Below are 18,569 nucleotides of genomic sequence, written 5' to 3'. Positions count from 1 at the left end.
ACCCGTCTCTACGTCATTCTCGCGAAGGCGGGAATCTACTCTTTGGCGGGACAGTGGAAGAATGGATTCCCGCTTGCGCAGGAACGACGCTGTGACTATGCGAATAGCCGATCGGGAGGATGCCCAGTGACAAATCGTTTCGTCAGCATCGGTGAATGCATGGTCGAGATGAGTGGCGGCGAGGATCGTCAATACCGTCTCGGCTATGCCGGCGATACGCTCAATACCGCCTGGTATATGCGCGCCTTGCTCGGCAAGGATTGGGATGTGGATTACTTCACCGCTCTCGGCGAAGACCGCTATTCCGGCGATATCCGCGCCTTCCTCGATGCTAACAATATCGGCACCAGCCACATAAGCACCGTGCCTGGCCGCCGTCCCGGCCTCTACCTGATCCACCAGGAGAAGGGCGACCGTCACTTCACCTATTGGCGCGACACCTCCGCCGCCAAGCTGCTGGCCGATGACAAGGATGCGCTCGCTGCGGCCGTCAAGGGCGCCAGCATGGTCTATTTCTCGGGCATTACCCTGGCCATCCTCGCCCCGCGCGCGAGAGGCCGGCTACTCGGTGCCATCGTCCGGGCGCGCGATGCCGGCGCGAAGGTCGTGTTCGATACCAATATCCGCCCTGCCCTCTGGACCAGCCCGCGCGTCATGACCGCCGTGCTGACCGCCGCCGCCACCATGTGCGACATCGTCCTGCCCACCCATGGGGACGAAGCGCCGCTCTTCGGCGACAAGTCGGTCGACGACACGGCCGACCGTTATCTCGAACTCGGCGTCGAGGAAGTCGTGGTCAAGGATGGTGCGGGCGAAGCGCTGATCGCCACCGCTACCGAGCGCGCCAAGGTCGCGCCGCAGCCGGGTGCCAAGGTGGTCGACGCCACCGGGGCCGGCGACAGTTTCAATGGGGCGTATCTGAGCGCGCGGCTGGCCGGCAAGTCACTGCGCGAAGCGGCCGAGGCGGCGCACCGCGTGGCCGGCGTGGTCATCGGGCAGAAGGGCGCCCTGGTCGATCCGAAGCTACTGGGGGAATAGGCGCTTCAACGAGCGCTACCACACACTCGATGTCATTCCGGCCTTGAGCCGGGATCCATCCTGAAATGTATGTCCCGCCGCGAGGTGCCTGTTCGGACCACCTTGCGGCCGTGGCTCAATCTCAGGATGGGCCCCGGCTCAAGGCCGGGGTGACACCATGGTTGGGGCAACAGCAGCGGGAATCCGGGGGTCGATCAAAACACCCGGTCCCCCTGCTCTTCCATATAGGCCACTTCCTCCGGCGTACTCACCCGCCCCAGCGCCTTGTTCCTGAACGGAAACCGGCCGAATTGCGCGATGCAGTCGCGGTGCCCGGTCATGAATTTCATCAATTCCTCGCCGAACTGGGCGAAATGCCGGCAGCCCTCCTCCTGGATCACCAGAGATTCGGCATGCATGAACGGCATGAACAGGAACATGCGCCGCTCCATCGGAATGGCCAGGTCGGCCCCGGCGGCAATAGCCTCCTGCGTCAGCGCCACGGCCATCTTGTCCTGCGCGAAAGCCTCGGGCGAACCGCGATGCAATTGCCGCGAAAACTGATCCAGCACGATGATCTCGGCCAGCCGCCCCTGGGGCGTCCGGCGCCATTCCCACGCCTCGCCCAGCGCCACATGCGGATGCGTTTCGGCAAATTGCTCCGCCAGCGCGGCATCGAATTCCGCCTTGCCGCCAAACCAGTCGTCCTGGCCATGTTCGACGAACCAGAAGCGAAGAACATCCTCGGCTGTGCGCATATTGCCTCCAAACGCAGAACGGACTTCCCTCCCCCTTGTGGGGAGGGATTGAGGGTGGGGGTGAATCACAAACACCGCGCTCGCGGCCCCACCCCACCCTAGCCCTCCCCATCAAGGGGAGGGAACCGCCTTGGGGCTAAACTACCCCACCAGCACCCGGATCCGGTTGCCGAACGGGTCCTGCGTCTCGATGCCCCCTTGGACCGGCGATACCGGCGCCCCTGCCCCGGCCAGCCGTGCCTTCACCCCCTCCAGCGTCGCCGCATCCGGCACGACAATAGTGAACCAGCGCAGCCCGGCCGCGCCCGCCGGCGGCAAGGCAGCGTTGGGGCCTGACCAGATATTGAACGCGATCGTATGCGGCATGTAGTCGAGCCCCACATCGCCCATGCCGAACGAGCTGATCAGCAGGAATCCGGCAAAGCCGATCGTGTCGCGATAAAAATTCATCGCCTGCTGCAGGTCGCCGACATGCACATGCACATGGCCGATCCGCGTGCCATCGGCCATACGTGCCGTCAGCACCGGCTCGGGTCCCAGCTCGGCCAGCAATCCGTCCATGTCGATGGGGTCGCGGCCCGAATGGGGCTTGCCTTCCGAGGTCACCGCATAGGTTTCGCCCTTGTCGGGATCGCCCAGCGTGCCGCGCCACGGCGTCTCGAAGGTGATTTCGATGCCGTTTCCGTCGAAGTCCCACAGATAGATCGCTTCGCTCACCAGGTGGTCGGTCGGCGAAATCCGCACATTGCGCTGCAAGGCCCGCACTGCCATCTGCGCCAGTTCGGCCCGCGTGGGGACGTGGATGGCGACGTGATAAAGCCCGATGGTGCGCTGCACGGAGGGCCGCGTCGCCCCGGTTTCCAGCACGATCAGCGGCTTGCCGCCGGCACCCAGCACCAGCTCGTTGCCGGTTTCCGAAATGAGGTCCAGCCCCACCACGTCCTGCCAGATGGCCAGCGCCTTGCTGCGGTCGGTCACAGCGATATGCACCGCGCCCAGCGTCGTGGTCAGCGGCAGGATCGGCTTGGATTTCACGTTAATCTGTACGGATGTGTCGATCATGGCGACCTCCTGAATTGTCCTGCAAATCATATAGGCCCCACCATTGGTCGCGCCAGCGCCGCTGTACCGAAGGCATTGTTCGCCAAAGTACGGGCAATCGGCGCGCCTTCCACTCACCATGGTTTCATGCTGGAGTGCGGTCTCACTCGTTTTCAGGAGACCTTCCATGCCCAAGATCATGTATACCGCGCGTGCCACATCCACCGGCGGCCGTTCCGGCCATGGCGCCACCGATGACGGCGTGCTGGACGTCACCCTGACCACGCCCAAGGAAATCGGCGGCGACGGCGCCCGCGGCACCAATCCCGAACAGTTGTTCGCCGTCGGCTATTCGGCCTGCTTCCTCGGCGCCATGAAGGCGGCCGCCCGCAAGAGCGGCGACAAGATTCTCGAAGACGCCACCGTCACCGCCGAAGTCAGCTTCAAGGACCGCGAAGACGGCGAAGGCTTCTGGATCGAAGCCGCCCTCAAGGCCCATATCCCCGGTATGGACAAGGCCAAGGCCGAGGACATCATCCAGCGTGCCCATGTGATCTGCCCCTATAGCGAAGTGAGCCGCAAGGGGTTCGACGTGACGCTGGACGTGATCTAGGCGGGATACCCCACCTAACCTCCCCTGATAGGGGGAGGAACAGATCAGCGATTTGGCGCGATGTCGCCCCTCCCACCAGCCGGATTCCTCCCCCTATCAGGGGGAGGCTAGGAGGGGGTATCCACCAACAAAAAAGCGCCGGGGCTCACACCCCGGCGCTTCCGTTTTACGCCACCAGTCCCTTGGTCAGCTCCAGCGCCTGCCGTTCGAACAGCCGGCGATAGATGCCGCCATTGAGGCGGATGAGCTGGTCGTGGTCGCCCTCCTCGACAATCTTGCCCTTGTCGAAGACCAGCAGCCGGTCCAGCGCCCGCACGGTGGACAGCCGGTGCGCGATCACCAGCGTGGTGCGCCCCACCATCAGCCGTTCCATGGCCTGCTGAATCTGCACCTCGCTCTCGCTGTCGAGGCTCGATGTCGCCTCGTCCAGGATCAGCACCGGTGCATCGGCCAGGAAAGCCCTGGCGATGGCGACACGCTGTCGCTCGCCACCCGACAGCTTCACGCCCCGCTCGCCCACCATGGTTTCATAACCCTTGGGCAGGTCGAGGATGAAGTCATGCGCATTGGCCTGCTTGGCCGCCAGCTCGATCTCGGCGCGCGTGGCGTCGGGGCGGGCATAGGCGATGTTCTCGGCCAGGGTCCGGTGGAACAGGATGGGCTCCTGTTGCACGATGGCGATCTGGCCGCGCAGGCTCGATTGCTTCACCTGGGCGATATCCTGCCCGTCGATGCGGATCGCGCCCGACTTCACGTCGTAAAGCCGCTGGATCAGCTTGACGAAGGTCGTCTTGCCTGAGCCCGAATGGCCCACCAGCCCCACCCGTTCGCCCGGCGCAATCCGCACCGAGAAATCGCGGTAGAGCGGCGTCGGATGGGCGCCATACTGGAAGGTCACATGGTCGAAGGCGATCTCGCCCTTGCCGATGGCAATCGCCCCGGCACCGGCCTTGTCATCGATGCCCAGCGGCGTCCTCTCGAGCGCCACCAGTTCTTCCATGTCGTTCACGGCGCGCTGCAGGTTGCGGATATGCTGGCCCACATCCCGCAGGTAGCCCTGCAGCACGAAGAACATGGCGAGCACGAAGGTGATGTCGCCCGGGCTGGCCAGCCCGCGCTGCCACATCAGCAGCCCCGTGCCGAGAATGCCCGCCTGCATCGTCACCATCATGAAGCCCTGGATGGTGCCGCTCAGCGTGCCGCGCTTCCAGGTGCGGCGCGTGCGGGTATCCCACTTGCCCAGCACATGGCGCAGGCGGCCCTCTTCGCGCTCCTCAGCGCCAAAGGCCTTGACCACCGAATTGCAGCTCACCGCGTCGGCCAGCGCGCCGCCAAGCCTGGTATCCCAGGCATTGGCCAGGCTCGCTGCCGGCGACACATAGCCCATGGAAAGGGCCACCGTGGCGCCGATATAGACCACCGAGCCCAGTGCCACGACCAGGCCCATGACCGGCCAGTACGACCCCAGGATCACCGATGCGCCCACCAGCATGACCACCGACGGCAACAAGGCCACCAGCAGCACGTCATTGAGCGAATCCAGCGCCCACATGCCACGGGTGATCTTGCGCACCGTCGAGCCGGCAAAGCTGTTGGCATGCCAGTCAGTCGAGAAGCGCTGCACGCGGTGGAAGCCGTTATTGACGATATCGGCCATCATGCGGATCGTCAGCCGGATGACACCCTGGAAGATGAACCAGCGCAGGATCACGCTGGTCAGCCCCAGGCCGACCACGATGGCGAAGGCGCGCAAAGCCTCCTCGGCGCCCGCATTGGCCCCGCCGGCAATGGCATCGACGATCTGGCCGGAAAATACCGGCACCATGACTTCGGCCAGCGTCGAGGCGATGACCAGCGCACAGATGGTACCGACCAGCGCCAGCCGGCCCGACCAGTGACGGAAGGTGAAGCCGAGCACGTTGCGATAGGCATCGGCACGGAAATCGAGTTTCTTGCGACTCATATTGGCAGCCCGGTCCCGTTTTCCGGCGACCGGCCCTCAAAGACAGAGAATGAAAGGCACAGCCGGAACGGAGGACGAAATGATCCCCGTCAGATCAAGTGGGCTGTGATGAAGAGAAGAACCGCGGGCGGCTGGCCTGTTCGGCGGGCCGCGGATGGGGGCAACCTAACGCCGGTTGTCGCCCATGGGGAGGATATTGAATGTGCCTGCCATACAACGCCTCCCTTGTTCGAGATCTGAAGCGGTGGACGTTTTGTAACGAAACCGTTCGGACTTGCCAACCGGGTATTTTGCAACGTCGCAACAGGTGATGCAGGAAAGACACACCAGCAGTAGCCCTCATGGTGAGCCCGTCGAACCACGAGGGCGTAGCACGATGTCTCCACTCGCCCGACCTCGTGGTTCGACAAGCTCACCATGAGGTCTCAATTTGCCGGGTGGCGCCCCGCCCCCTTCCGGGATTACCCTCCGGCCAACCGATTCAAAACCAAGAGGCCTACGCCCAAATGACCATCGATCCCGTCAAGCTCGACAAGCTCGCCCAGGTTGCCATCAAGGTCGGCCTGCAACTGGCCGAGGGCCAGGACCTGATCATGACCGCGCCGATGAGTGCCGCGCCACTGGTCCGCCGCATCACCGAGCACGCCTACAAGGCCGGAGCCGGCGTCGTCACCACCATCTATTCCGACGAGGAAGCCACCCTCGCCCGCTACAGGCACGCCAACAGCGCCAGCTTCGACAAGGCGGCCGGCTGGCTCTATTCGGGCATGGCCGAGGCCTTCAAGAACAATGCCGCGCGGCTGGCCATTGCCGGCGATAATCCGATGATGCTGGCCGGGCAGGACCCGGACAAGGTGACCCGCGCCATGCGCGCCAATTCGACGGCCTACAAGCCGGCGCTCCAGCTCATCACCGGCTTCGACATCAACTGGAACATCGTTTCCTATCCCAGCGCCGCCTGGGCCAAGCTGGTCTTCCCCAATGACAGCGAAGAAAACGCGGTCTCCAAGCTGGCCGACACCATCTTCAAGGCCTCCCGCGTCGATCAGGACGACCCCATCGCCGCCTGGAAAGACCACAATGCCAATCTCAAGGCACGCTGGACCTGGCTCAACGGCAAGAGCTTTTCGGCGCTCAAATATACCGGCCCCGGCACCGACCTTACCGTGGGCCTGGCCGATGGCCACCGCTGGAAGGGCGGCGCGTCCGAGGCCAAGAACGGCATTATCTGCAACCCCAACATTCCCACCGAGGAAGTGTTCACCACCCCACACAAGCTGCGCGTGGAGGGCCATGTCTCGGGCACCAAGCCGCTCAGCCACAATGGCGCGCTGATCGAGGACATGCAGGCCCGCTTCGAGGGCGGCAAGCTGGTCGAGTTCAAGGCGAGCAAGAATGGCGACCTGTTCAACAAGGTGCTCGACACCGACGAAGGCGGCCGCCGGCTCGGCGAAGTGGCGCTGGTGCCGCACTCCTCGCCGATTTCGGCCTCGGGCATCCTGTTCTTCAACACGCTCTACGACGAAAACGCCTCCTGCCACATCGCGCAGGGCCAGTGCTATTCGGATTGTTTCGTCGGCGGCAAGGACCTGACCCAGGAGCAGATTTCGGCGCAAGGCGGCAACACGTCCAACATCCACATCGACTGGATGATCGGCTCCGACAAGATCGATATCGACGGCGTTCACGCCGATGGCAGCACCGAGCCGGTGATGCGCGGCGGCGAGTGGGCCAACTAGGGAACGCTACGCAACAGCCTCATGGTGAGCCTGTCGAACCATGAGGGCGTGGCACAATGGGTAAGAGGAGAACACGCATGCGCCTGCTGCTGACCCTGAGCCTTCTCGCCCTGGCGCAACCCGCTTTGGCCCAGACGGTGCTGGAAACGGACTTCACCATTTCCGTGCCCACCACGCCGGGCCAGCCCGATGTCGTCGAAAGCACCACGCTGGTCCCACTGCTGGCAGACACCTGCTACAATTGGCACCTGCGGCTGGGCAAGGTGAAGGGTGCGGTGGAGATTGTGGAAATCCTCACCCTGCCCATCGCCGCGGACGACTGGGGCACGAGCGACAATACCGTTATCTCCGACGACCAGCGCACCGCCACCAGCACGATGAGCCTGACACCGGACGATGGCTGGATCGGCCACGGCTGGTGTGTCGTCGAAGGCGATCCAGCCGGCGACTATGTCATCGAGGTCAAGTCAGGTGACGAGGTGCTGCACCGGTTCGATTTCGAATTGCAGGAGATGTAGGGGGTACGGCACACCCTCACCCACCCACAATCCCCCTCTCCCCTTGTGGGAGAGGGATAGGAAATCTGCGTTCAGCAGATTTTCGAGGGTGAGGGGTGCTGCGTTCGCCCATGCTTGGAAGCAATGGAATGGCTCGGTGCCCCCTCATCCGCCCTTCGGGCACCTTCTCCCACGAGGGGAGAAGGGAAGAAGCGCTACCCCCGAAACTCATTTTCCCGAATGCTCTCCGCCTTCATCTCGATCGAAAACCCCGGCAGTTTCGGCGGCATATAGGCCGCATTCCTGATCTCGCACGGCTCGACGAAATGCTCGTGCAGGTGATCGACATATTCGATCACCCTGCCCTCCTTCGTCCCCGACACGACCAGATAGTCGATCATGCTCAGATGCTGCACATATTCGCACAGCCCCACTCCGCCGGCATGCGGCCATACCGGCAAGCCGTATTTCGCCGCCATCACCAGCACGCTCAACACCTCGTTCAGCCCGCCGATCCGGCAGGCATCGATCTGCACGATGTCGACCGCGCCATCCTTGATGAACTGCTTGAACAGGATGCGGTTCTGGCACATCTCGCCGGTCGCCACCTTGATCGGGGCAATCGCCTCACGGATCGCCCTGTGCCCTGAAACATCGTCCGGGCTGGTCGGCTCCTCGATGAAGTAGGGATTGAACTTCGCCAGCGCCTTGACCCAGTCGATAGCCTGCCCGACTTCCCAAACCTGGTTGGCGTCGATCATCAACAGCCGGTCCGGCCCCATGATCCCGCGCACGATTTCGAGCCGGCGGATATCGTCGTCGAGGTCGCGTCCGACCTTCATCTTGATGTGCTGGAAGCCCTCTTCCACTGCCTCCTTGGCCAGCCGCGTCAGCTTTTCGTTGGAATAGCCCAGCCACCCCGCCGAGGTGGTGTAGCACTGGTAGCCCTCTGCCTTGAGCGTCTTGACCCGCTCGGCCTTGCCCGCCTCGGCCTCGCGGAAAATCGCCAGCGCCTCCTCCGGCGTGATGGCGTCGGTGAGATAGCGGAAGTCGATGATATCGACGAGCTGTTCCGGCGTCATATCCGCCACCAATTGCCAGACTGGCTTGCCCGCTTCCTTGCCCAGCAGGTCCCACACGGCATTGACCACCGCGCCCGTGGCGAGATGCATGGCGCCCTTGTCCGGCCCGATCCAGCGGAGCTGGCTGTCGCCCGTCACATGCCGCCAGAAGCGGCCGGGATTCTCGGCGATCCAGTCCAGTTCCAGCCCGACCACCCGGCTTTCGAGCGCCCTGATGGCCGCCACGACCACCTCGTTGCCGCGCCCGATGGTGAAGGTCAGGCCATGTCCCGCATGCGCTCCGTCGGTGCCCAGGATCACATAGGCGGCCGAATAATCGGGATCGGGATTCATCGCGTCGGACCCGTCCAGCGAAGCCGAGGTGGGGAAGCGGAGATCGTGGGTGGCGAGGGAGGAGATTTTGGTCATTGGTCCGAAACTCAGGCGGTCCAGCCGCCGTCGATGATATGCACCTGCCCGGTCGTATAGGTCGCGCCGGCCAGGTAGACGGCCAGGTCCGCCACTTCCTCCGGCCGGGCGATGCGCCCGATGGGCTGGCGGGCGATGAAGGCCTTGCGCGCCGCCTCGAAGTCACCCGTCGCATGCCAGCGCTCATGCAGGCTCGGCGAATCCACCGTGCCCGGCGCAATGGCGTTCACCCGGATACCCTGGGTCGTGTAATCGGCCGCGATGGACTTGGTCAGCCCGATCACCGCCGCCTTGGAAATCGTATAGGCTGCCCGGTTGGGCACGCCCTTCACCGAAGAGGCCACCGTCGCCATGTTGATGATGCAGCCCTCCCGGCGCTCGAGCATCTGCGGCAGCACGGCCTTGATGGTGCGGATCTGCGCCCGCACATTGAGGTCGAGCGCGAAGTCCATGTCCGTGTCGCTCATCTCGAGCACCGTGCCGGAATGGACCACCCCGGCGCAGTTGAACAGCACGTCGATATGGCCGATCTCGGCCACCGCCCGGTTCACCGCCTCTGCCGACAGCACATCGAGAATGCGCGTCGTGACGCCTGCCATGCCCTCGAGCTCGGCCAGCTTGGCCGCATTGATGTCGGTGGCGATCACCTTCGCCCCGGCCCGGACAAAGGCTTCCACCGAAGCCCGCCCGATGCCCTGTGCGGCGGCGGTGATGAGGACGATTTTACCTGACAGCTCGGCCATAAAATATTCCTGGAGGTTTGGGCCGGGCGTATTCGCCCGGCCTACGTTGCGAGGGTGCCCAAGTAGACCTCATCCTGGGCCTGTCGAAGGACGAGGTCGTGGCACCGCCTGTGGTACGCCCTCATGGTTCTACAAGCTCACCATGAGGGCTATTGACGGTTCGGCGTCAGCCGGATCAGTCGTACAGAACGGCCGCGATTTCCGGGTCGTTCATGTTGTTGGCGTCGTAATAGTAGAAGCCGGTATCGATCACCGGAGGCAGGGTTTCGCCCTTGAGCGCGCTCACGGCGGCCTGCACGGTCTGGTAGCCGATGCCGACCGGGTTCTGGGTGATGGCGCCGGCCATCAGCCCGCTTTCGACCATGCCCTTCTGCGCCGCGCCCGAGTCGAAGCCGATGACCACGACATCGCTGCCCAGTTCCTGCTTGCCATTGGCAACGCCGATGGCCGAGCCTTCATTGGCGCCGAAAATGCCCTTGAGGTCCGGATTGGCCAGCAGGATCGACTTGGTGATTTCAGTCGACTGCAACTGGTCGCCGCCGCCATACTGCACGGTCACCACTTCGACATTGGGATAGGCTTCCTTGATGCGGTTGACGAAGCCGTCGACGCGATCGATGCCGGTGCGGCTGGTCTGGTCATGGGCCACCACGGCCACCTTGCCCTCGCCGCCGATCAGTTCGGCCATCACATCGGCCGCCAATGCGGCAGCCGCCACGTTGTCGGTGGTTGCGGTGGTCAGCGGAATGTCGCTGTCCACGCCCGAGTCGAAGGCGATGACCGGGATATTAGCATCCTTGGCCTGCTGCAGCAGCGGGGTCGCAGCCTGGCTGTCCAGCGCGGCGAAGCCGATGGCATCCGGTCCGCGCGACAGGGCGGCGGCCAGCATGTCCATCTGGCGGTCGACCTGGGTTTCGCTTTCCGGACCTTCGAAGGTCACATGGACGCCCAGATCGGCGGCGGCCTGGTCGGCACCGGCCTTCACGGCCTGCCAGAACTGGTGCTGGAAGCCCTTGGAGATCAGGGCGATGTCATAGTCTTCCTGGGCCGAGGCAGCGCCGCCGGCGGAGAGAAGGGCAAGCGCACTGATGGCGCCAAGCAGGGTACGTCTAAGCATTATAGTCCTCCCATGGAGTTGAAAACTCGTCTGTTGCGAGGCGTTGCCGCCCTCTTGTTGGTGCCCGCAGCGATGATCCTTTCCCGATCATCCCAGGGGCACGGCGAAACCGGCGCCTATAATGTGCGGCGCCGCAGGATATCGGCATAGACGGCCAGGATGATGATCGAGCCGGTCACGACCGTCTGCCATTCCTGGGCCACCGAAAGGATGCGCAGGCCATTGGCCAGCACGGAGATGATGAGCGCGCCGATCAGCGTGCCGAGCACGGTGCCGCGTCCGCCCGAAAGCGAGGTGCCGCCGATGACAACCGCGGCAATGGCGTCGAGTTCATAGCCCTGCCCCAAAGCCGGCTGCGCCGAATTGAGGCGGCTGGCGATCAGCAGGCCCGCGACGCCGCAGATGGAACCGGCCAGCGCATAGACCGCGATCTTCCAGCGATCGACATTGACGCCCGACAGGCGCACCGCCTCTTCATTGCTGCCCAGCGCGAAGGTGTAGCGGCCGAGCGCCGTCTTGCTCAGCACGAAGGCGGCGAAGATGGCGACGGCAAACAGGATCAGCACGCCATTGGGCAGCGGCACGGCAGGCAGAACCGCCTCCACCAGCGAGCCGCGGGCAATCTGGTCGAAGCCGGGCGTGTCGTTGAAATAGATCGGCCGCGTGCCCGATATCACCAGCGACAGCCCTTTGAGGATCAGCATCATGCCCAAAGTGGCGATGAAGGGCGGCACTTTGAGCTTGGCAATGACCACGCCCGAAACCAGCCCGCATCCCATGCCGGCCAGGATGGAGGCGAGCACGCCCAGCGGCAGCGGCAGGCCGAGATAGGTCAGCACCACGCCTGTTATGACCGCGCAGAAGGTCATCAGCGTACCCACGCTGAGGTCGATGCCGCCGGTAATGATGACCAGCGTCGCGGCAATGGCCAGCACGCCATTGACCGAGGTGGCCTGCAGGATGGCCAGCACATTCTGCGTCTGCATGAAATTGGGCGAGGCGAGACTGAACACCACGACCAGCGCGATGAGGCCCGAAAAGGCGAGCAGCCGATGGAACGCGCCGGAAATGCGAATGCCGGATTTGGCTGGGGTTGCTGCGGTATCGGTCATGAATTGTCTCCGGCTCCAGCGTTGGTGAGAGCGCAGCACCCCCACCCTTGATCCCTCCCCACAAGGGGGAGGGAGACGATGAACACAAGCGCCTCAGCCAGCGCCTCCCTCCCCATCATGGGGAGGGATTGAGGGTGGGGTGGAGTCGCATACGCCGTGCTTCGGATCACATCACCCCGCATGTCGCACCTCCATCGCCGCCTCGCGCTGCGTGGCCAGGCGCATGATCTCTTCCTGGCTCGAGCCGCCCGGGAGCGTGCCGGTCAGCCGTCCCTCGCACATGACGGCGATGCGATGGCTCAGCCGCAGGATTTCCGGCAGCTCGGACGAAATCACGATGATTGCCCGGCCCTGCTCGGCCAGCGCATTGAGCAGCTTGTAGATTTCCGCCTTGGCGCCGACATCGATGCCGCGGGTTGGCTCGTCGAAGATCAGGATATCGCAGTCGCGTAGCAGCCATTTGGCGATGACCACTTTCTGCTGGTTGCCGCCGGAGAGAAGCCGGGCTTCCTGCGTGTCGCTGGGCGTCTTGATGGTGAGCTGACGGATATATTTCTCCGCCACTTCATGCATCGCCCGGTCGTCGAGCACGCCGCCCGGCCCGGTAAAGCGCTTGAGGCTCGCCAGCGCGATATTGTTGCGCACGTCGAGCCCCGTCGCGAGGCCGAAATGCTTGCGGTCTTCGCTGAGATAGCCAATGCCTGAGCGTACCGCGTCCTTCGGCGAGGAAATGCCGACGCGCTTGCCATTGACCCAGATTTCGCCGCTGTCGCGCGGATCGGCGCCGAAAATGGCGCGAGCCACTTCCGTCCGTCCGGCGCCCATCAGCCCGGCCAGGCCGAGGATTTCGCCCTTGCGCACCATGAGGCTCACATCCCTGATATCGCGCCCGCGATTGAGGTTGCGCACTTCAAGCGCCACCGGATTGGCGGCGGTGTTGGGTATATCCAGGACTTCATTGGTCAGCGTGCGCCCCACCATCATTGAGATGATGGTTTCGATCGGCGTATCGGCAGCCGGCACGGTGCCGACATATTCGCCGTCGCGCATGACCGTCACCCGGTCCGAGATGCGTTTGATCTCGTCCATCTTGTGGGAAATATAGACAATGCCGACGCCCTCGGCCTTGAGCCGGTTGATGATGGTGAACAGCTCGGCGATCTCGGCATCGTTCAGTGCCGCCGTCGGTTCGTCCATGATCAGCACGCGGCTGCGATAGCTCAGCGCCTTGGCGATCTCGACCATCTGCTGCTTGGCGATGGTCAGGCTCTCGACCAGCACCGTGGGGCTCAGCCGCAGGTTCATCGAGTCGAAGATAGCCTGGGCCGCGCGGTTGAGCGCGCCTTCGTCGAGCAGGCCGAAGCGACGCGGCTCGCGGCCGATGAAGATGTTCTGTGCCGCCGTCAGGTCGCGCATCAGCGCCAGTTCCTGATGGATGATGCCGATGCCCATATCCTGCGCCTGGCGCGGCGAGGTGATTTCCACCGGCTGGCCGTTGAGGCGCACTTCGCCGGCATCGCGGGAATAGACGCCGGACAGGATCTTCATCAGCGTCGACTTGCCGGCGCCATTCTCGCCCATCAGGGCATGGACTTCACCGGCCTTGAGTTCGAACCGGGCCTGCGACAGCGCGCGGACGCCGGGAAAGGACTTGTCGATGCCCACCATGTCGACGAGCGGAATCGAGGCCATATCGGCGCTCGACGACACTGCTGTCGGGGCTGGGGTCGGCATGCTGGATTTGTCCTCCCGCGCATTCTTGCGATGCGCCTGCAAACAATCTATTCATAAATGAAGCACGCTTGCAAGAGCTAACATGTCAGTTGCCGTGCAACGCAAAGTCACGCTTGGTGATGCTCAATGCTAACAGTCCGTTAGCATTAGGGACTGAGGGGAGACCCATGGCAGACGACGCCAATGACCGCTATCGCGCCCCGGCGCTGGACAAGGGGCTCGACATTATCGAGCTCCTGGCCCGCACCGCCGACGGGTTGAGCCAGGCCGAAATCGCCAAGGCTCTCGAGCGTTCTCCCAACGAAATCTACCGCATGCTCGACCGGCTGGTGCGCCGCGACTATGTCCGCCGCACGCCGGAAGATCGCTACGAGATCACCCTCAAGCTGTTCGAACTGGGCCATGCGCGGCCGCCCTTGCACCGCATGGTCAGCCAGGCCATGCCGGTGTTGCGCCACTTCGCGCTCCGCGCCGAACAGGCCGTGCATATGGTGGTGCAGGATCGCAATATCCTGGTCGTCATCGCCCAGGTCGACGGGCCGGGCTACTGGAATGTCTCGATCCGCGTCGGCAGCCGCCTAGGCCTGGTCAATACCGGCTCGGGCCATGTCTTCCTCGCCTTCGCCACAGCGGAGGAGCGGATGCTGATGCTTGAAGAGCAGGATATGGGCAGCCCCGAAAAGATGCCCAAGGGCCTGGAAGCCCGGCTCGAAACCGTGCGTGAACAGGGCTATGAAATGATGGCGAGCGCCCAGGTTTCCGGCGTTTCCAACCTCACCGTGCCGATCTTCGGCCCGCTCGGCACGGTCATCGCCGTCCTCACCTGCCCCTATACCCAGCGCCTCGACAAGCTCGACGCACCTAATATGCCGACCGTGCTGAAACTGCTGCAACAGGCCGGCAAAGAGGTTACACAGCGTTCGACAGACTAGGTGCCACGCGTCAGTGGTTCTGATGTCGCTACGCTCCCGCCTCACCATGAGGGCTACTGAAGGAATTGAGTTTACAGTAGCCCTCATGGTGAGGTGCGAGTTCTTCACGAGCCTCGAACCACGAGGGCGACGGAGCCCAGAGAACCCATGCGCATCCTCGATACTCATCTGCACCTGATCTACCCCGATCGCTTCAGCTATCCGTGGCTGGGCAATACCCCCAAAATCAACAAACCCTGGAGCCAGGAAGCCTATTTCGCCGAGGCCGCGCCGCTGGGCATCGAGTCCGCCCTCCATATGGAGGTCGATGTCGCCGAAGCCGACATGCTGGCCGAGACCGAATTCGTGCTTGGCCTGCCGCGCATTGCCGGCGCCATAGCCGCCTGCCGGCCCGAGCACATGAATTTCGTCGACCAGATCGAGCAGCTATCGGAGCATCCGCACGTCAAGGGCGTGCGCCGCATCCTGCATGAAGTGCCCGACGAGCTCAGCCAGTCGGACCTCTTCATCGAAAATATCCGCCACCTGCCCGACTATGACCTGAGCTTCGATCTCTGCCTGCGCGCCGGCCAGCTCCATCTCGGCGGCGACCTGGCGCAGAAGGCGCCCGACGTGACCTTCATCCTCGACCATTGCGGCAACCCCGACATCAACGGCCTCGGCCTCGATCCCTGGCGCGCCTCGATCACCGAAATCGCCCGCAATCCCAATGTCGTCGGCAAGGTCTCGGGCCTGGTCAACCACTGCGACCCCGGCTGGAGCGCCGCGACGCTCCGCCCCTATGTCGAACACATGATCGAGAGTTTCGGCTGGGATCGCGTCGTCTGGGGCAGCGACCACCCCGTCGCCACCACCACCGGCGGCACCCTCACCGACTGGGTCGCCGCGACCCGCGAGATCATCGGCGGCGCCAGCCAGGACGAACAATCCGCCCTGCTCCACCGCAATGCCGAGCGGATCTACAAGGTCTGACTTATCCCCGTGATGAACGCTGCAGCTACCATATGGCCATATAGCCCGGTGTCATTCCCGCGAAGGCGGGAATGACACCGGGGATAACAGGGACAAGCCGAACAAGCGGGACAAATCCCTCATCCCACCAGCGATCACATCACTCACATATGAATGAAAGCACGACTTGAATCCGGTGCCATTGCGTGGAAGGCTCGCCCCAAACAGGAGAGCCCGAGCATGGCCAGCATCAGCCCCGACCGCATTGCCGTTTCCACCTGGTCGCTGCACCGCCTGCTCGGCGCCACCTACCCGCACGATCTCACCACCACCGAGATCGGGCCGGAGCAACAGACCTATGGCGAGGGCGAGGAATCGCTGCTCGGCCTGCCCTCGGTACTGGCCAATCACGGCTATCATCGTCTGGAAATCGTCTCCTTCCACCTGCGCAGCCGCGACAAGGTCTATCTCGGCGAGCTGCGCGACCAGCTCAAGCGCGCCAATGTCCGGCTGCAGACGCTGCTGATCGATGCCGGCGATATCAGCCATCCCGAGCACGGCGCGCGCGACCAGAAATGGATCGCCGGCTGGATCGAGATCGCCAATGAACTGGGCGCCGAACATGCGCGCATCATCGCCGGCAAGCAGAAGCCGACCCGCGATGCGCTCGACCGCTCGGTCAAGGCCCTCAATTCACTGGCCGATGGCAATGCCGGCTCCCCGGTCCGGCTGGTCACCGAGAACTGGTTCGACCTCTTGGCTGAGCCAGCCCAGGTGCATTACCTGCTCGACAAGCTCGATGGCCGCATCGGCCTGCTCGGCGATTTCGGCAATTGGGGCGGGGCCAGCAAATATGCCGACCTCAAGTCGATCTTCGGCCGGGCCGAGCTGTGCCACGCCAAGGCCAGCTTCATCGATGGCGATCTCGACGAAGCCGATTACGGCGCCTGCGTCACCCTGGCCGAGGAAGCCGGCTACAAAGGCCCCTATACGTTGATCTTCGACAGCGAAATCCCAGGCGAATGGCATGGCCTGGCCACCGAGCGCGACTTCATCACATCGCGCGACATCTAGCCTCTCTAAGCCAGTTATTAAGGGAGTTTCGCGCAGAGTGGGCCCATGTCCGCCCGCCCGTCGAACACCGCTGCGCCGACCATTCTCCGCTTCGAGCGGATCGGCTCTATGCTGGCCCGGATCGTCGACAATGCCGCGGTCGGCATGGTCGTGTCCGAGATGGACGGCCGCATGGTCTATGCCAACAGGGCCTTTGTCGAATTGCTGGGTCATCGCATCGACGAGGACGCCAGCGACAACATTCTCGACCTGATCCACGACGATGACAGCGCCGCCGCGCGGCAGCGCCTGAGCCTGCTGATGCGCGGCGAGGCCGGCGAATATCGCGGCGAACACCGCTTCCGCCATGCCGATGGGGGCCCGCTCTGGGTCATGGTCGCCGCCTCGGTGCTGCGCTCGGATGCCACCGGCCAGCCGCTCTACCTCATCACCCAATTGACCAGCATCGAATTGCAGAAGCGGGCCGAAGAGGCCCTGGCCCATTCGGAGAGCCGCTGGAATTTCGCGCTGGAAAGCGCCCGCCAGGGCGTGTGGGACCACGATATCCGCACCGACACCATGTTCTATTCGCGCATGTGGCGCGTCATGCGCGGCATTCCGCCCGACGAGGACGTGGATGGCGATCAGGCCAAGTGGCTGGAACGCATCCACCCCGACGACCTCCAGCATGTGCTCGACAATGTCGACCGGCAGGACCAGGGCGATGCCAGTTTCGACGCGCTGGAATATCGCGAGCGTACCCGCGACGGCAGCTATGTCTGGATCCTCAGTCGCGGCAAGCCGGTGGAATGGGACGAGAACGGCAAGGCCGTGCGCACGCTTGGCACCGATACCGACATCACCCGCCTCAAGACCATCGAGCTGGAGCTGGCGGCCGAAAAGGAGCGCCTGCGCGTTACCCTCGACTCCATCGCCGACGGCATGATCTCGACCGACGAGAGCGGCCATGTGGTCTTCATGAATCCAGCGGCCGAACAACTGACCGGCTATGCCTCGGCCGATGCCGTGGGAAGGGAAGTCCGCGCCATCTTCCGGCTGCGCGATGGGGTGACCGGCGAAGTGCAGGACTGCCCCGTCGCCATATGCCTCGCCACCGACAAAACCGCGCATCTGGATGATGACATGATCCTGGTCGGCAAAACCGGCAGCGAGCGCGACATCCGCTGCACTGCCGCCCCGGTGCGCATGCCATCGGGCAAGCTGACCGGTGCCGTGCTGGTGTTCCAGGACGTGACGCAGAGCCGCGCCATGCAGCGGGAACTGGCCCATTCGGCCACCCATGACGACCTGACCGGTCTGCCCAACCGTGCCGCTTTCGAACGCGCGCTCAACGGCGCCATCGCCTCGGCCCAGGACGGCAACCGGCGCCATTGCCTGCTCTATATCGATCTCGACCGCTTCAAGCCGGTCAACGACAATGCCGGCCATGCCGCCGGCGACGCCCTGCTCAAGCAGGTGGCCCAGACTATCAGAGGCTCCTGCCGCAGCCATGATGTGGCCGCCCGTATCGGCGGCGACGAATTCGCCGTGCTGCTGCATGATTGCCCGGCCGAGGTGGGCCAGCGCATCGCCGAAAAAGTGGTGCGCGCCATTGCCGCCCTCGCCTTTGGCTGGGCCGGCCGCAGCTATCACATCGGCGCCAGTGTAGGCCTGACCATGGTCACGTCAGAGCCCGCGACATCGCTGGGCTTCATGGGCGAAGCGGACGCGGCCTGCTATGCCGCCAAGGCGCGCGGGCGCGGAGTCGCCGTGGCGTTCGGGGATTTGTGAGTGATACCCCCTCCCAAC

General features: G+C 63.9%; 16 protein-coding genes. 8 read left to right on the top strand and 8 right to left on the bottom strand.

The genetic code is table 11. The annotated features are described in order from the left end of the window. The first annotated feature begins 126 nt into the window (after positions 1 to 126). Positions 127 to 1,038 carry a sugar kinase gene (locus tag NVV79_RS02945; RefSeq protein WP_303986089.1) on the top strand — a complete coding sequence of 304 codons (912 nt, stop codon included), beginning with the start codon at positions 127 to 129 and terminating at the stop codon, positions 1,036 to 1,038. A 194-nt stretch (positions 1,039 to 1,232) separates the two neighbouring features. Here the strand turns inward: NVV79_RS02945 and NVV79_RS02940 are convergent, their stop codons facing one another. Continuing rightward, entirely contained in the window at positions 1,233 to 1,775 is a 543-nt protein-coding gene (locus tag NVV79_RS02940; RefSeq protein WP_303986087.1) for a DUF924 family protein, read from the bottom strand. A gap of 141 nt (positions 1,776 to 1,916) precedes the next feature. Next, entirely contained in the window at positions 1,917 to 2,837 is a 921-nt protein-coding gene (locus NVV79_RS02935; RefSeq protein ID WP_303986086.1) for a VOC family protein, read from the bottom strand. Between the two features lie 166 nt (positions 2,838 to 3,003). Between NVV79_RS02935 and NVV79_RS02930 the strand changes: the two genes are divergently transcribed. Continuing rightward, positions 3,004 to 3,429 carry an organic hydroperoxide resistance protein gene (locus NVV79_RS02930; RefSeq protein ID WP_303986084.1) on the top strand — a complete coding sequence of 142 codons (426 nt, stop codon included), beginning with the start codon at positions 3,004 to 3,006 and terminating at the stop codon, positions 3,427 to 3,429. 166 nt (positions 3,430 to 3,595) lie between these two features. Here NVV79_RS02930 and NVV79_RS02925 read toward each other — a convergent pair whose 3' ends face one another. Then, positions 3,596 to 5,392 (bottom strand): ABC transporter ATP-binding protein, encoded by a 1,797-nt coding sequence (locus tag NVV79_RS02925; RefSeq protein WP_303986083.1) that lies wholly within the window; start codon positions 5,390 to 5,392, stop codon positions 3,596 to 3,598. Positions 5,393 to 5,898: 506 nt separating this feature from the next. On the opposite strand from NVV79_RS02925, the gene NVV79_RS02920 reads away from it, so the two are divergent. Together NVV79_RS02920 and NVV79_RS02915 are read left to right on the top strand one after the other, a co-directional pair. Then, positions 5,899 to 7,131 carry an aminopeptidase gene (locus tag NVV79_RS02920; protein ID WP_303986081.1) on the top strand — a complete coding sequence of 411 codons (1,233 nt, stop codon included), beginning with the start codon at positions 5,899 to 5,901 and terminating at the stop codon, positions 7,129 to 7,131. Positions 7,132 to 7,208: 77 nt separating this feature from the next. Beyond that, positions 7,209 to 7,649, top strand: a complete 441-nt coding sequence (locus NVV79_RS02915; RefSeq protein ID WP_303986079.1) for a hypothetical protein — start codon at positions 7,209 to 7,211, stop codon at positions 7,647 to 7,649. Between the two features lie 194 nt (positions 7,650 to 7,843). On the opposite strand, the gene NVV79_RS02910 is transcribed toward NVV79_RS02915, so the two are convergent. From NVV79_RS02910 to NVV79_RS02890, 5 genes are all read right to left on the bottom strand, one after another. After that, positions 7,844 to 9,118 (bottom strand): L-fuconate dehydratase, encoded by a 1,275-nt coding sequence (locus NVV79_RS02910; RefSeq protein ID WP_303986077.1) that lies wholly within the window; start codon positions 9,116 to 9,118, stop codon positions 7,844 to 7,846. 11 nt (positions 9,119 to 9,129) lie between these two features. Beyond that, a complete protein-coding gene (locus tag NVV79_RS02905) occupies positions 9,130 to 9,861 on the bottom strand; it encodes an SDR family oxidoreductase (protein ID WP_303986076.1) in 732 nt (243 codons plus the stop codon). 175 nt (positions 9,862 to 10,036) lie between these two features. Beyond that, entirely contained in the window at positions 10,037 to 10,978 is a 942-nt protein-coding gene (locus NVV79_RS02900) for an ABC transporter substrate-binding protein (protein WP_303986074.1), read from the bottom strand. A 116-nt stretch (positions 10,979 to 11,094) separates the two neighbouring features. Beyond that, on the bottom strand, positions 11,095 to 12,090 hold the full coding sequence (locus NVV79_RS02895; RefSeq protein ID WP_303986072.1) for an ABC transporter permease: 996 nt from the start codon (positions 12,088 to 12,090) through the stop codon (positions 11,095 to 11,097). A 171-nt stretch (positions 12,091 to 12,261) separates the two neighbouring features. Then, positions 12,262 to 13,824 carry a sugar ABC transporter ATP-binding protein gene (locus tag NVV79_RS02890; protein ID WP_303986070.1) on the bottom strand — a complete coding sequence of 521 codons (1,563 nt, stop codon included), beginning with the start codon at positions 13,822 to 13,824 and terminating at the stop codon, positions 12,262 to 12,264. A 167-nt stretch (positions 13,825 to 13,991) separates the two neighbouring features. Between NVV79_RS02890 and NVV79_RS02885 the strand changes: the two genes are divergently transcribed. The 4 genes from NVV79_RS02885 (at position 13,992) to NVV79_RS02870 (ending at position 18,551) form a co-directional block, all read left to right on the top strand. After that, positions 13,992 to 14,756 (top strand): IclR family transcriptional regulator, encoded by a 765-nt coding sequence (locus NVV79_RS02885; RefSeq protein ID WP_303986067.1) that lies wholly within the window; start codon positions 13,992 to 13,994, stop codon positions 14,754 to 14,756. A 147-nt stretch (positions 14,757 to 14,903) separates the two neighbouring features. After that, entirely contained in the window at positions 14,904 to 15,728 is an 825-nt protein-coding gene (locus NVV79_RS02880) for an amidohydrolase (protein WP_303986065.1), read from the top strand. A gap of 219 nt (positions 15,729 to 15,947) precedes the next feature. Continuing rightward, positions 15,948 to 16,781 carry a sugar phosphate isomerase/epimerase gene (locus NVV79_RS02875; RefSeq protein ID WP_303986064.1) on the top strand — a complete coding sequence of 278 codons (834 nt, stop codon included), beginning with the start codon at positions 15,948 to 15,950 and terminating at the stop codon, positions 16,779 to 16,781. Between the two features lie 45 nt (positions 16,782 to 16,826). Then, positions 16,827 to 18,551: a PAS domain S-box protein gene (locus tag NVV79_RS02870; protein WP_303986062.1), complete on the top strand. Its 1,725-nt coding sequence runs from the start codon at positions 16,827 to 16,829 to the stop codon at positions 18,549 to 18,551. Positions 18,552 to 18,569 lie beyond the last annotated feature (18 nt).

Source organism: Devosia ginsengisoli, assembly GCF_024707105.1.
Classification (GTDB): Bacteria; Pseudomonadota; Alphaproteobacteria; order Rhizobiales; family Devosiaceae; genus Devosia; species Devosia ginsengisoli_A.
Note: the sequence above shows the minus strand (reverse complement) of the source record. Positions and strands in the feature narration are given on the sequence as shown.

Coding starts and splice junctions, on each gene's coding strand:
- NVV79_RS02875 (WP_303986064.1), top strand. CDS start 15,948: ATGGCCAGCATCAGCCCCGACCGCATTGCCGTTTCCACCTGGTCGCTG.
- NVV79_RS02925 (WP_303986083.1), bottom strand. CDS start 5,392: ATGAGTCGCAAGAAACTCGATTTCCGTGCCGATGCCTATCGCAACGTG.
- NVV79_RS02870 (WP_303986062.1), top strand. CDS start 16,827: ATGTCCGCCCGCCCGTCGAACACCGCTGCGCCGACCATTCTCCGCTTC.
- NVV79_RS02930 (WP_303986084.1), top strand. CDS start 3,004: ATGCCCAAGATCATGTATACCGCGCGTGCCACATCCACCGGCGGCCGT.
- NVV79_RS02915 (WP_303986079.1), top strand. CDS start 7,209: ATGCGCCTGCTGCTGACCCTGAGCCTTCTCGCCCTGGCGCAACCCGCT.
- NVV79_RS02940 (WP_303986087.1), bottom strand. CDS start 1,775: ATGCGCACAGCCGAGGATGTTCTTCGCTTCTGGTTCGTCGAACATGGC.
- NVV79_RS02905 (WP_303986076.1), bottom strand. CDS start 9,861: ATGGCCGAGCTGTCAGGTAAAATCGTCCTCATCACCGCCGCCGCACAG.
- NVV79_RS02910 (WP_303986077.1), bottom strand. CDS start 9,118: ATGACCAAAATCTCCTCCCTCGCCACCCACGATCTCCGCTTCCCCACC.
- NVV79_RS02895 (WP_303986072.1), bottom strand. CDS start 12,090: ATGACCGATACCGCAGCAACCCCAGCCAAATCCGGCATTCGCATTTCC.
- NVV79_RS02900 (WP_303986074.1), bottom strand. CDS start 10,978: ATGCTTAGACGTACCCTGCTTGGCGCCATCAGTGCGCTTGCCCTTCTC.
- NVV79_RS02935 (WP_303986086.1), bottom strand. CDS start 2,837: ATGATCGACACATCCGTACAGATTAACGTGAAATCCAAGCCGATCCTG.
- NVV79_RS02920 (WP_303986081.1), top strand. CDS start 5,899: ATGACCATCGATCCCGTCAAGCTCGACAAGCTCGCCCAGGTTGCCATC.
- NVV79_RS02880 (WP_303986065.1), top strand. CDS start 14,904: ATGCGCATCCTCGATACTCATCTGCACCTGATCTACCCCGATCGCTTC.
- NVV79_RS02890 (WP_303986070.1), bottom strand. CDS start 13,824: ATGCCGACCCCAGCCCCGACAGCAGTGTCGTCGAGCGCCGATATGGCC.
- NVV79_RS02885 (WP_303986067.1), top strand. CDS start 13,992: ATGGCAGACGACGCCAATGACCGCTATCGCGCCCCGGCGCTGGACAAG.